Annotated in this window: 12 protein-coding genes; all 12 read left to right on the top strand. The window is 68.7% G+C overall.

Annotation, left to right across the window (positions count from 1 at the left end):
* Positions 1-98 precede the first annotated feature (98 nt).
* The 12 genes from ABJK40_RS15885 to ABJK40_RS15830 all read left to right on the top strand — a co-directional run bounded on the left by ABJK40_RS15885 (position 99) and on the right by ABJK40_RS15830 (position 13,378).
* On the top strand, positions 99-1,841 hold the full coding sequence (locus tag ABJK40_RS15885) for a class I adenylate-forming enzyme family protein (RefSeq protein ID WP_348478382.1): 1,743 nt from the start codon (positions 99-101) through the stop codon (positions 1,839-1,841).
* A 57-nt stretch (positions 1,842-1,898) separates the two neighbouring features.
* Entirely contained in the window at positions 1,899-3,323 is a 1,425-nt protein-coding gene (locus ABJK40_RS15880) for an NAD(P)H-hydrate dehydratase (RefSeq protein WP_348478381.1), read from the top strand.
* Positions 3,324-3,348: 25 nt separating this feature from the next.
* The gene (alr, locus tag ABJK40_RS15875) at positions 3,349-4,488 is read left to right on the top strand and encodes an alanine racemase (protein ID WP_348478380.1); all 1,140 of its coding nucleotides are present in this window, start codon (positions 3,349-3,351) and stop codon (positions 4,486-4,488) included.
* Positions 4,488-5,072 carry a tRNA (adenosine(37)-N6)-threonylcarbamoyltransferase complex ATPase subunit type 1 TsaE gene (tsaE, locus tag ABJK40_RS15870; protein WP_348478379.1) on the top strand — a complete coding sequence of 195 codons (585 nt, stop codon included), beginning with the start codon at positions 4,488-4,490 and terminating at the stop codon, positions 5,070-5,072. The genes alr and tsaE overlap by 1 nt, the downstream gene beginning before the upstream one ends.
* 40 nt (positions 5,073-5,112) lie before the next feature.
* A complete protein-coding gene (tsaB, locus tag ABJK40_RS15865) occupies positions 5,113-5,805 on the top strand; it encodes a tRNA (adenosine(37)-N6)-threonylcarbamoyltransferase complex dimerization subunit type 1 TsaB (RefSeq protein ID WP_348478377.1) in 693 nt (230 codons plus the stop codon).
* Positions 5,802-6,395 (top strand): ribosomal protein S18-alanine N-acetyltransferase, encoded by a 594-nt coding sequence (rimI, locus tag ABJK40_RS15860; RefSeq protein WP_348478376.1) that lies wholly within the window; start codon positions 5,802-5,804, stop codon positions 6,393-6,395. The genes tsaB and rimI overlap by 4 nt, the downstream gene beginning before the upstream one ends.
* On the top strand, positions 6,392-7,474 hold the full coding sequence (tsaD, locus tag ABJK40_RS15855) for a tRNA (adenosine(37)-N6)-threonylcarbamoyltransferase complex transferase subunit TsaD (RefSeq protein WP_348478374.1): 1,083 nt from the start codon (positions 6,392-6,394) through the stop codon (positions 7,472-7,474). Before rimI ends, tsaD begins: the two co-directional genes overlap by 4 nt.
* Positions 7,475-7,567: 93 nt before the next feature.
* A complete protein-coding gene (locus ABJK40_RS15850) occupies positions 7,568-9,049 on the top strand; it encodes a fasciclin domain-containing protein (protein WP_348478373.1) in 1,482 nt (493 codons plus the stop codon).
* Between the two features lie 7 nt (positions 9,050-9,056).
* Positions 9,057-9,500, top strand: a complete 444-nt coding sequence (locus ABJK40_RS15845) for a hypothetical protein (protein ID WP_348478371.1) — start codon at positions 9,057-9,059, stop codon at positions 9,498-9,500.
* Between the two features lie 95 nt (positions 9,501-9,595).
* Positions 9,596-10,753, top strand: coding sequence for a tRNA dihydrouridine synthase DusB (gene dusB, locus ABJK40_RS15840; protein ID WP_348478370.1), 1,158 nt, complete (start codon positions 9,596-9,598; stop codon positions 10,751-10,753).
* A gap of 233 nt (positions 10,754-10,986) precedes the next feature.
* Positions 10,987-11,586, top strand: coding sequence for a Maf family protein (locus tag ABJK40_RS15835; protein WP_348478368.1), 600 nt, complete (start codon positions 10,987-10,989; stop codon positions 11,584-11,586).
* 190 nt (positions 11,587-11,776) lie between these two features.
* Entirely contained in the window at positions 11,777-13,378 is a 1,602-nt protein-coding gene (locus ABJK40_RS15830) for an ABC transporter substrate-binding protein (protein ID WP_348478367.1), read from the top strand.
* The last annotated feature ends 15 nt before the right edge of the window (positions 13,379-13,393 follow it).

Below are 13,393 nucleotides of genomic sequence, written 5' to 3'. Positions count from 1 at the left end.
AGTGGTGAGCGGCTCGAACGATTCGCTCCGCGTCGGACGGATGGTACGCGATGCTCCGGGATTCGGTGCGGCAGCTGTGTCGCTGCGACACTGGCCGGATGATCGAGGAATACACCGAGGCCTGGAACGAACTGATCGCTCCGGGCGCACAGTTCGCGATGAAGGAGATCGAAGTCCGCGGAATCCCGATGCGGGTGTTCGAGTCCGCTCCGCCGTCGATGCGTTTCGTGTGGGAACTCGCTGCGGGCTACGGCGACCGTGACTACGTCGTCTACGAGGACGAGCGGTTCACCTACGCCGAGTCCGACGCGATCGTCAAGGCGCTCGCCGCGCACCTCGTCGACGATCACGGCGTCCGTCCAGGCGATCGCGTCGCCGTGTCGATGCGCAACTACCCCGAGTGGGTCTTCTCGTACTGGGCGATCGTGTCGATCGGTGCGGCGTGTGTCGGCATGAACGCCTGGTGGACCACCGAGGAGATGAAGTACGGGCTGGCCGACTCGCGACCGAAGGTGCTGATCTGCGACGGGGAGCGCATCGAACGCGTCGCCCCGGTCATCGACGAACTGCGCGCCGGGGCTCCGCTCGCGGTCATCGCCGTGCGACACGACGCCGACGTGCACGGCGACCTGCCCGCCGGAGCAACGCACTGGGCCGACGTGATCGACCCGGCGAACGCCCCGGCCACGCTGCCCGCCGTCGACATCGATCCCGACGACGATGCCTGCATCTTCTACACCTCCGGCACGACGGGCTTCCCGAAGGGTGCCCAACTCACGCACCGCGGCTCGATCCACAACCTGCTCGACCTCGCCTTCATGACGACGGTCGCCACGATGGCCAAGGCGAAGGTGGAGGCAGCGAGCGGGGGTGGGACGGTTGCCGCCGACGAGTCGGCCGGTGAGGCGAAGCAGAACGTGTTCATGGCACCGACGCCACTGTTCCACGTGACCGCCAACAACTGCCTGCTGCATCCGGCCACGATCTCGGGGTCGCGCATCGTCTTCACGTACAAGTGGGACGCGGGCCGTGCGCTCGAACTGATCGAGCGCGAAGGCGTCACCAACTTCTCCGGTGTGCCCACGATGTCACGCGAGATGTTGATGCATCCGGACTGGGAAACGCGTGACACCTCGTCGCTCGTCGGTCTCGGCGGTGGTGGCGCACCGGTGCAGCCCGATCTCGTCGCAAAGATCGACAAGTCTCTCGATGGTGGCGCGCCGAGCACGGGGTACGGCTTGACCGAGACCCACGGCATCGTCACGGCCAACTCCGGCGCTCTCTACGTCGCGAAGCCTGCGTCGTGTGGGCGGGTGGTGCCGGTGCTCGACACCAAACTCGTCGACGAGATGGGCGAGGAGGTCACGACCCCCGGCGCCCGCGGCGAACTCTGCGTGCGCGGTTCGATCGTGATCAAGGGCTACCTCAATCGACCCGAGGCCACGGCCGACGCCATCCGTGACGGCTGGTTCCACACGGGAGACATCGCAGAGATCGACGATGACGGCTTCGTGTTCATCGTGGACCGGGCCAAGGACATGGTGCTGCGCGGCGGCGAGAACGTCTACTGCTCCGAAGTCGAAGCAGGGATCTACGAGCACCCCGACGTGGCCGAGGCGGCCGTGTTCGGGGTGCCCGACGACCGGCTCGGCGAGATCGTCGGCGTGGCCATCGTGCGCTCGCCGGGTTCCACACTCGACGACGACGGTCTGCGCGACTTCCTCGCGGACAAGATGGCGAAGTTCAAGATTCCCGAGCGGATCTGGTTCATGGACGAGCCGCTTCCCCGCAACGCCAGCGGCAAGTTCCTCAAGCGCGAACTCCGCGACACCCTCGTCTGATGTGACATGTCCGTGTTCGGGGCTGACCCGAACACGGACATCTGGGAGACTCGTCGCATGGTTCCGGTCGTCACGCCCGCGGAGATGCGCGCGATCGATGCGGCAGCGCCCGAGCCGGTCGACGAACTGATCCGGCGTGCGGGAGCGGCCGTGGCCCGCGCCGCGATCGATCTGCTCGGCGGCACCTACGGCCGAACGGTGAACGTCGTCGTCGGTTCCGGCAACAACGGTGCCGACGGTCGTGATGCTGCCGAGCGGCTGCGACGCCGCGGCATCCGCGTCCGGGTGATCGAGGCGGTGATATGCCCTCCGGTGCTCCCTGCTGCGGACCTCGTGATCGACGCCGCATACGGAACCGGCTACCGCCACGATCCGTCCCGGCCGTGGCACGGCCCGGACGTCGCCGGCGCCCTCGTGCTGGCGGTCGACATCCCGAGCGGCATCGACGGTGTGACCGGTGCGCGTGCCGACACGGGTCGCGTCGTGCGAGCCGACCGAACGATCACGTTCCAGGCACTCAAACCCGGCCTCCTGTTCGCCGACGGCCCCGCGTGTTCGGGTGAGGTGATCGTCGCCGACATCGGGCTCGACACGTCGCACGTCTCCTGCCACCTCGTCGACGCGGGCGACGTCGCGCGCTGGTGGCCACGACGTGACACCGACGCGCACAAGTGGCACGCTGCGGTGAAGGTGATCGCCGGGAGCAAGTCGATGCCCGGCGCCGCCGAGTTGTGCACGGCGGCCGCACTGCGCGGTGGCAGCGGCCTCGTGTCGCTGTCGGCACCGGGGTGCGCTCCGCGGACACGCAGCGAGGTCGTGCAGCACGGGATCGGCACCGCTGACTTCGCGGACGAGGCGCTCGCCGACATCGATCGGTTCGGTGCGCTGGTGATCGGTCCCGGCCTGGGGCGCGACGACGAGACGATGCGGGCCGCCTGCGAGTGCATCCGGGACGCGACGGTGCCGACGCTCGTCGACGGCGACGCGATCCACGCCGCGTCGCAGAACGCCGGCGGCGCCGGTCCGTTGCTGCGCACGCGTCATCGCACGACCGTGGTGACGCCCCACGACGGCGAGTTCGGCAACCTCACCGGTCAACGGCCGGGCGCCGACCGGATCGCCTCGTGTCGCGCCGCCGCGGCCGAGTTCGACTCCCACATCCTGCTGAAGGGTCCGACCACGGTCATCGCTGCTCCGCCGTCGGCGACGCCCGACCCGGACCCTGAACGTGCACGGGACTCGAACGACCGAGCGCCGGTACTGATCGTGGATCGCGGGGACGAGCGCCTCGCAACGGCGGGATCGGGTGACGTGCTCGCGGGTCTGCTCGGCGCCGCACTGGCTGCGGGCATCGAACCACTCCACGCGTGTGCGGCAGCGGCATTCATCCACGCTGCAGCCGCCGATCTCGGGCCGGCGGTCGGTCTGGTCGCCGGCGACATCGTCGACTTGCTCCCCGCCGCGATCGCAGCGCTGCGATGATCTCGGTGGGAGCGGAGAGGAACCGATGAGTGACATCCGGTGGGCGTGGGCCGAGATCGATCTCGACGCGATCGCGCACAACGTCGGAGTCCTGCGCGAGCGGGTGGCACCGGCCGCGGTGTGGGCCGTCGTCAAGGCCGACGGCTACGGACACGGCGCGTTCGACGTGGCCCGAACGGCGATCGCGGCGGGTGCCGAAGGGCTGTGCGTCGCGCTCGTGCAGGAGGGGATCGAACTGCGGCGGGCCGGGATCGACGCGCCGATCCTGGTGCTGACCGAGCAACCGATCGACGCCGCGCCGCACATCGTCGCCCATCGGCTCACGCCGACCGTGTACCGGCGCCCGTTCCTCGACGCGCTGGTGGCAGAAGGCCCCGTGGGCCTGCCCGTCCACCTGATGGTCGACACCGGGATGCAGCGCGTCGGTGTGCATCCCCACAGCGCCGCCGCGGTCGCGGCCTCGATCGCGCAGCGAGCACCGGCGTTGAGGCTCGCAGGGGTGTACACCCACTTCGCCGTCGCCGACGAGGATCATCCCGACTCGGTCGATTTCACCGACGGCCAACTCGCGAAGCTCGGCCGGGTCCTGGAGCAGTTGCCGGCCGTTCCCCTCGTCCACGCTGCGAACTCCGCCGCCGCCCTGGCGCGGCCCGATGCACGCCTCTCGATGGTGCGTGCGGGCATCGCGATCTACGGGGTGTCGCCAGGACCTGGCGTCGACCACCTGTGCGACGATCTGCGTCCGGCGATGGAGGTCAAGGCACGCATCTCGTTCGTCAAGCAGGTCCGGTCCGGCAGTCGGATCTCCTACGGGCTGCGCCACCGCTTCGACCGCGACACCACCGTCGCCACGATCCCGATCGGCTACGCCGACGGCGTGCCCCGGCGACTCCACGCCGTCGGTGGCGCCGTACTCATCGGCGGTCGGCGGTGCCCGATCGTCGGAGCGGTCACCATGGACCAGCTGATGGTCGACTGCGGAGACCACGACGTCCGGGTGGGCGACGACGTCACGCTGATCGGGTCCCAGAACGCACCCGACGGCTCGACGATCCGCATCGGCGCCGAGGAGTGGGCGGCGTTGCTCGACACGATCGGCTACGAGATCGTCTGCGGCATCTCCTCGCGTGTCCCGCGGGTTCCGCGACGTAGCATCGACCACTGATGTCGGACCACCCACTCGCGCTGCACTCGGCCTCGATCGCCGACACGCACGCCATCGCGTCGGTCATCGCCGAGCTGAGCCGACCCGGCGACATCATCGTGCTCTCGGGGGAGATGGGCTCCGGCAAGACGGCATTCGCGCAGGGATTCGGCCGGGCGATCGGCGTGACCGACCGGGTCACCTCGCCGACCTACACCCTCGTCCACAGCTATCCGATCGAAACGGGTCCGCACGCCGGCAAGGTCACGTTCCACCACGCCGACCTGTACCGGCTCGAGCGCACGACCGAAGTGGCCGACCTCGCACTGCGAGAACTGGCCGAATTCGCCGGGATCGTCCTCGTCGAGTGGGGGGACGTGGTCGACCTGTTCGGCGACCACCTCGTCATCCACCTCGACGCTCGGATCCCCGCGGGGCTCGACGAGGAACTCGACCTCGCCCAGGACGATCACGACGCGAGCGACGACGACGGTGACGTGCTCGCGCTCGACGGAGCACGCCACATCGAGATCGACGCGATCGGCCCCGGTTGGGCCGGTCGGTGGGACCGACTGCTCACGAGACTGGGACCGCACCGATGCTGACGCACCTGCCGACACTTCCCGGGTACGTGGTGATCTCGTCGTGTTGATCCTCGGAATCGACACGGCGACCGAACGCGTGAGCGTGGCGATCGGCGGGCACGAAGGGGTGATCGGCTCCTTCGAGATCACCAAGGGTCGACGCCACGCCGAAACGCTCGTGCCGGCGATCGAATTCACCTGCCGCCAGGCCGGGATCGCACTCGACGAGATCAGCGTCGTGGCCGTCGACGTCGGTCCCGGCCTCTTCACGGGTATGCGGGTCGGGCTCGCGTCGGCCAAGGCGATCGCCCAGGCACTGCGGATCCCGATGATCGGCATCTCCTCCCTGGACCTGCTCGCCTTCCCGTGCCGCCACACCGACCGCGTCGTGGTCCCGGTGATCGACGCCCGCAAGGGTGAGGTCTTCTACGCCATGTACCGACAGGTGCCCGGCGGCATCCAACAGATCGCCGACCCGCAGGTCGGCCCGGTCCACGACCTCGTCGCCGATCTGATGGCGCGGAACCAGGACGCGCTGTGCGTGGGCGACGGCGCCCGCCGCTACTCCGAGGAGATCCTCGAGGGCTACCACTGCGAGATCGGCGGCGACGCGTATCCGTCGGCGGGACCGCTCGTCCAACTGGCCCACGCCAAGGCGCTGCGCGAGGAGTGGGTCCAGGCACGCGACATCGAACCGATCTACCTCCGCGCGCCCGACGCGCTGATCAACTGGAAGACGCGGGCCGCGCGATGAGCGTGATCGAGCGGATGCTCGGCCGCCCCGACGGCCCGGGCGACGACAACAACGGCTCGCTGACGATCGCGCCGATGCGCAAACGCGACCTCAGGCAGGGCATCCTCGACACCGAGGCGCACGCCTACCCCACGCCGTGGTCGCCCGGGGTCTTCCAGAGCGAGATCGATCAGGTCGCGGGGGGTTCGCGCTACTACCTCACGGCCAGGCGTTCGTCGGGGACGGCGAGCGGCTCGCGGAGGTCGTCGAAGGGCCGCATCGTGGGTCACGCCGGTCTGTGGTTCACCCTCGACGAGGCGCACGTCACGAACGTCGCGGTGCATCCCGACGCACGCCGCACCGGCGTGGCGACCGCGCTGATGCTCGCCCTCGCGGAGGAGGCGATCCGGCGCGAGTGCACCGCCTGGACGCTGGAGGTCCGGGTGTCGAGCGACGGAGCCCAGGAGCTGTACCGCAACTTCGGCTTCGTGCCCGCCGGGGTCCGCAAGAACTACTACGAGAACGTCGAGGACGCCATCGTCATGTGGTGTCACGACATTCAGCACGACGCGTACCGACGACGCCTCGACCGGTTGGGAGCAACACGATGACCGCAGCGTTCAGGTCGACGACTGGCCACGAGACGGGCGTCGACGTCGGTCGGGCCACGGGTCCGGCGGTCGACGAGTCCACGCTCGTTCTCGGGATCGAGACGAGCTGCGACGAGACGGCGGCGGCGCTGGTGATGGGCGGCAACGACATCGTCTCCAACGTCGTGTCGACCCAGATCGACCTGCACGCCGACTTCGGAGGAGTCGTTCCCGAAGTCGCGTCTCGCGCCCACCTCGACGCACTCAACCCGGTGATCGCCCGGGCGATCGTCGAGGGCGGAGTCGACGAATCGCGCATCGATGCGATCGCCTGCACGGTCGGCCCCGGTCTCGTCGGTGCCCTGCTCGTCGGCGTGTCCGCCGCGAAGGCGCTGGCGCTCGCGTGGGACAAGCCGTTCATCGGCGTGAACCACATGGAGGCGCACCTCTACGCGGCATCGCTGGAGGACCCGTCGCTCGAGTTCCCGTTGCTCGTCCTGCTCGTGTCGGGCGGGCACACGATGCTCGTCGAGATGATCGACCACGGCCGGTACCGACTCCTCGGCCAGACCATCGACGATGCGGCCGGCGAGGCGTTCGACAAGGTGGCCCGATTCCTGGGCCTCGGCTACCCGGGCGGCCCGGCCATCGACTCCGCTGCACTGCTCGGTGATCCCGATGCGATCGCGTTCCCGCGGGCGATGAAGGACGATGGGCTGGACTTCTCCTTCTCCGGACTCAAGACCTCGGTGATGAACTACGTGCGCAAGCACCCCGACGTCGGTGACGCCGACGTGGCGGCGTCGTTCCAGATGGCCGTGGTCGACGTCCTCGTGCACAAGGCCCGAAAGGCGGCGAAACAGACGGGAGCGACCGGGATCGTGCTCGGTGGCGGCGTGGCAGCGAACTCGCTGCTGCGCGAGGAACTGCTCACCGCCTGCGAGGCCGACGGCATCCAGGGATTCCTGCCGAGTCGCGAGATGTGCACCGACAACGCGGCGATGATCGCCGCTGCGGGATGGCACCGGCTGCGGTCCGACGGTCCGACGTCGCTCGACGTCGGAGCGTTCCCGAACCTCAAGCTGCCCTTCGTCCACTGATCCGGTCGGGTCCACCGTTCGGTGACCGGAGCCGACGGCACGAAGTTCGTCGGGAGACGCGGACCGGCCGATCCGACATGGGACACTGAGAGGATGTCGAACGACGACACCACCCCGTACAACCCGCTGTCGAGCGGTGACCCGACGCCCGAACAGGGCATCGGTGGCCTCGCCGAGCCGCCCGCCGGCACCCCGGCGGAACCCGGTGACGATCCGGTCCCCATCGACGCGACGCAGATGATGCCGGTGGTTCCGACCCTGCCGCCCACGGTCTCCACCCCACCTCCGATGTTCGCCGACACCACCCACGAGCCCCCGGCCTCGGCGGCGGTCCCGGGTGGGCCGACGAGGACGCTTCCTCCGGAGTCCTGGTATCGCACGCCCGGCGCGGCAGCCGGGATCCTCCTCGGCGTGCTCGTGATCGCCGGCATCGTCGCCTTCCTCGTCCTGTCGAACCGCGGGGACGACAACAACGACGGCGTCATCGAGGACGTCGCGCCGGAATCCGTGTCGCTCGTGGTCACCCGCCTCGCGTCGAACGGTCGGCCGTTGTCGACCTCGCTGAGCACCACCGTCACCGTCCAGGGACCCGACGCGAACGCGTACCGATGGGTTCTTCCGCCCGATGCCGTCGTCGGTCAGGCAGCGCTCAAACCGACCGATGCGACCGGTCGGACCGAGTTCCGCTGGGCACCAGGTGCGAACGCTGATCCGTCGACGTGGGGTTCCACGGCGGAGATCGCCGAGTTCATCGAACCCGAAGGAGCGCAACCCGTCACCGGGCTGTCGGCACAGTGCACGCTCCAACGGGGTGACTCCACCGACGACATCGTGGTCCAGGCCGTCGCCACCGCCGCCGATGCCCAGACGACGGTCGGGAACTACACCTTCCCCAACATCCGTCTGACCGCCGGCGACCGCGTGTCGTGTACCTCCACGAACGTCCTGGCCGACCCCGCACCGGTCGTGTCCGAGCCGATCGCCAGCGTCCCCGAGTCGATCGAGAGCGTTCCGGAATCGACCACGACCGTCCCCGAGACCACCACGACCGTCCCCGAGACCACCACGACCGTCCCCGAGACCACCACGACCACGACCACCACGACCACCACCACCACCACCACCACGACCACGACGACCACGACGCTGGCGCCGCCGGTCGTCCAGGAGATCGGCGCGTTCCTCCAGGGTCGCCCCGACCTGAGTGAGGCGGCGGCGCTGCTCGACCGGGTGGGCCTCGTCGAGGAACTGGAGGGAGCGGGTCGACCGTTCACGATCTTCGTGCCGACCAACGACGCGATCGAGACCCTGCGGAACTCCGCGAGCTCGCCCGACTTCGACGACGACGACGTGGTCCGGGCGCTGTTCGAGGCTCACCTCGTGGACGGTGAATCGCTCGATGTGGATGCGATCGCCGGGCGCGGGTCGATCACCGTGGTGAACGGTGGTGCTCAGCCGGTCGATGCATCGGGCACGCCGGTGCGTGTCGGTGGCGTGTCGCTCACCCAGATCGACAACGCCGTCGACGGGGGCATCGTCCACGTGGTCGGTGGCGTGCTGCCGGTCCAGCCCTGAGCGGGCGATGAACGCACCGGTCTTCGCAGTCGTCGACACCGGCACCACGATCGACGACGCCGGTGGCACGTGGCCCACCGCGGTGATCGACGCTCTCGGCCACCCCGAGATCTCGGATCTCGCACGGGTGCACGCGGTCGAGGGTGTCGGTGACATCGCCACCCACGCGTCGATCGTCGCCGTCGACGAGAGGAACCGCGTGCCGGGTTCGGTGGAGCATCTCCTCGCCCTGGCGATCGGCGTCAGCGTCCCGGTGCGCGCCGCGTTCGTCGTCACTTTCGCCCTCCCCGCCCACCGCGATGTCGTCGCCGACGCGGCGAGGGAGGGGCACTTGGTCGTCGCGACGACCGATCCCGAACGGGCGGGGACCGACCGGCCGCTGTGGCTGGCGATCGACCTCGTGGGGCCGATGTTGTCGGACCTGCTGTCGACGGTTGACGACCCGTCCTGACGGTGCGGGTGCCGGTCCGGTGCCGGTGCCTGTGTCGGGGCGGTCTTCCGTGGCCCTCGGCCCCGTCCCGGCGTCCCGATACCGTGGCGGTCGAGATGACGTTCACGATCGGTTCCCATGCGCTCGCTGCGCCGGTGGTGCTCGCCCCGATGGCGGGCGTCACCAATGCACCGTTCCGTGAGTTGTGTCGCCGTTTCGCCCCTGGCCTCGTGTACGTGAACGAGATGGCGATGGCCACTCCGGTCGTGCACGAGAACCCCAAGACCGACCGGATGATCAGTTTCGGCCCCGACGAACAGCCGCGGAGCCAGCAGTTGTACGGGTCCGATCCCGAGATCATGGGCAGGGCGGTCCACCGTCTGTGCGATGCCGGTCGCGTCGACCACATCGACATCAACTTCGGATGTCCCGCCGCCAAGGTCACCCGTCAGGGCGGCGGCGCGGCCGTGCCGGCCCGACCCGAACTGCTCCGTGCGATCGTGCGTGCCGCCGTGCGCAACGCGTCACCGTACGGTGTGCCCGTCACGACCAAGTTCCGGATGGGACTCTTCGACGACTGGTTGATGCACACCCGCACGGGCGAGATCTGTGCCGAGGAGGGGGTCGTGGCCATCGCGCTCCACGCCCGCACGGTCGAGCAGCACTATTCCGGTGAGGCGCGTTGGGAGGCGATCGCCGAACTGAAGCAGCATCTGGTCGGCCTGGGGAGTTCGATCCCGGTGCTCGGCAACGGTGACATCTGGGAAGCGGACGACGCCGTGCGGATGATCGACCAGACGGGGTGCGACGGTGTGGTGATCGGACGCGGCTGCCTCGGTCGACCGTGGCTGTTCGGAGATCTCGTCGACGTGCTGCAGGGTCGTCCGGCTCCGGCGAGCCGCACGCTGGGGGAGGTGTGCGAGGTGATGGCGCTCCACGCTCGTCTGCTCGCCGCCCACCTGGGGGAGGACCACGCGATGCGTGACTTCCGCAAGCACTCCGGTTGGTACATGAGCGGATACCCGGTGGGCTCCGAGGTCCGTCGGCGCTTCGCCCTGTGCTCGTCGCTCGGCGAACTCGACGACATCATCGACACGCTCGATCCAGCGTCGGCGATCGTGGAGGGTGGCGAGCGGATCAAGCGCGGCCACACGAACGGGCCGATCAAGGTCGCCATCCCGCAGGGCTGGCTCGACGCGGAACAGCGTGCGGCGCTCGACACCGACGTCTCGGTGCCCGACGACGACGCCGTGATGGCCCTGTCCGGGGGCTGACCGGAGCAGGCCACAGCCTCCCCGTCGACCCGTCGGTTGCGTGTCTGTGAGTCCTGGACCGCGATGTTGCGGTCGTGGGCTCACACCGGGGGTTCGATGTGGTCGGACCCGTCGAGTCGGTTCCGTATCCGTGAGTCGAGGACCGTGATCTCGCGGTCGTGGGCTCACAGTCGGAATCCGGCGGGGTCGGTGGATGCGGGTCGTGCCTCGATGGGGGTCGGTATGGTCGGTCGATGATCGCGCTGCCGTCGGACCGTTCGCTGGTACTGGCCTCGGGTTCGCCGCGTCGGCGCGAACTGCTCAGGTCCGTCGGGCTCACGTTCGCCGTGCGGGCAGCGAACATCGACGAGACACCCGTGCCCGGAGAGTCGCCGACGAACTACGTGCGCAGGCTGTCGATCGAGAAGGCAGCGGCGTCGATGGAATCGTTGCTCGCCGGGCGTGGCGACGTCGTCATCGCTGCCGACACGACCGTCGAGGTCGATGGCCGCATCCTGGAGAAGCCGGTCGACGACGACGACGCCCGCCGCATGCTGCGCTCGCTCTCGGGTCGATCGCACCGCGTCCACACCGGCGTCACGGTGTCGATCGCGGATCACGGAGCTCGTCGGTCGACCACGATCGTGGTGTCGACCGACGTCGTGTTCGCGACACTGACCGATCAGATGATCGACTGGTACGTCGCCACCGGTGAGGCGAGCGACAAGGCGGGCGCCTACGGAATCCAGGGGGCGGCCGCAGCGTTCGTCGAGCGCGTCGACGGCAGCGTCACCAACGTCATCGGACTCCCGCTCGCCGAGACCCTCGAGATCCTCCGCAACGTCCTCGGCTGACGACCTCTCGCGCGTCTCGCTCGGACCCCGACCGGGGGCGATCCGCGTCCCGGCGACGATCGGATCGCTGTGCCGTCCGACATGAAATCGACGTCGACGTCATCTGAATTTGACGTCGACGTCAAGATTGACCTACCTTGACGATCGATGCGGCCAGGGGGGTCGGGTCGAACGATGAATGGGGAATCCGATGAAACGACGTTTCGTACCGATCGTGTTGGCACTCAGCGTGGGGGTGGTGGCCGCATGCGGTGGCGGCAGTTCGTCCGAGCCTGCCGACACCGACTCGGGATCGGCATCCAGTGCGCCTGTCGGCTCGTCCAGCGACTCGCCCGCAGAGGCGGCGGGCGAGAACGACCCGACGAAGGTGCTGCGTGTCTCGTACACCGTCGGGCCCAGTCGGTTCGACCCGCACCGTGCGAGCTCCAGCTTCGACAACACGTCGTTGTTCCTCACCTACGACCGACTGGTCCACCAGTCGTCCGGAGCCGAAGCGGTCCCGGGCCTCGCCGAGTCGTGGGAGTTCTCCGAGGACGGAGGTGCGCTCGACATGAAGCTGCGCGAAGGCGTCACGTTCCACGACGGCGAACCGTTCAACGCCGAGGCAGTGAAGGCCAACATCGAGCGGGGCCAGACGGTCGAGAACTCCGCGGTGTCCTCCGAACTCGCCGTCATCGAGGAGGTCGAGGTCGTCGACGAGTTCAACGTCCGTTTCGTGCTGAACGGCGATGCGGCGTCGCTGCCACTCGTGCTGTCCGACCGGGCCGGGATGCAACTGAGCCCCGCAGCCTTCGACAACGCCGACCTCGACGTCCAACCGGTCGGAGCCGGGATGTTCACGGTCGCCGAGTACGACCAGGATGCGCGCATCGTGTACGAGGCGTACGACGACTACTGGGACCCCGATGCGGTCCAGGTCGCCGGAATCGACTTCCTGATCCAGACCGATTCGGTCACCCGTCTCAATGCGCTGCGCTCGGGTCAGATCGACTGGACGTTCGTCGACCCGCCCCAGGTCTCGGAGGCGGAGTCGGCTGGGCTCGAACTGTTGACGGTCCCGAGCCTGGCGTACTACCACCTCCAACTCAATGGTTCCTTCGAACCCTTTGCCGATCCCGTGGTACGTCAGGCTCTGAACCACGCCATCAACCGAGATGCGATCGTGGACGGACTCCTCCTCGGGATCGGTGGTATCGCCGGCGTGCAACCCTTCCCGGAGGGGTACTTCGCGCATGACGACTCGATCTCCGCCGATCTCTACGAGTACGACCCGGAGATGGCCCGCCAGATGCTGGCCGACGCTGGCTACCCCGACGGCTTCACGTTCGAGATGATCGTCCCGACCGTGCCGAACATCACACAGTTGGGCGAAGCGGTCCAGGCGCAGCTCGCCGAGATCGGGGTGACCGCCGAGATCCGGGCCGTGCAGCCGTCCCAGACCGCCGACATCTTCTACGTCCAGAAGGAAGGTCAGGGTCTGGTCTCGCCGTGGGGTGGACGTCCGGACCCGAGCCAGACGCTCGGACTGCTCTACACGGCAGCCGGCTTCTCCAACCCCGGTGCCCTGACCACGGACGCCGTCGAGGAGACCAGCGCGGCGGCGCTCGAGGTGCAGTCGCCCGAGGATCGTGCACTCGATCTCCAGGCCGCCTCGCGTCAGGTCACCGAAGACGCGCTCGACGTCGTCATCTACTTCACGACCACGCCGGTCGTGTACGCGAGCAACGTGACGGGAGTCGAAGGCTGGTTCTCGGGCAAGCCGGAGTTCCGCGGCATGGGCGTCACGAGCTGAGGTCGCGATGCTGAG

The organism is Ilumatobacter sp., assembly GCF_039969435.1.
Classification (GTDB): domain Bacteria; phylum Actinomycetota; class Acidimicrobiia; order Acidimicrobiales; family Ilumatobacteraceae; genus Ilumatobacter_A.
Note: the sequence above shows the minus strand (reverse complement) of the source record. Positions and strands in the feature narration are given on the sequence as shown.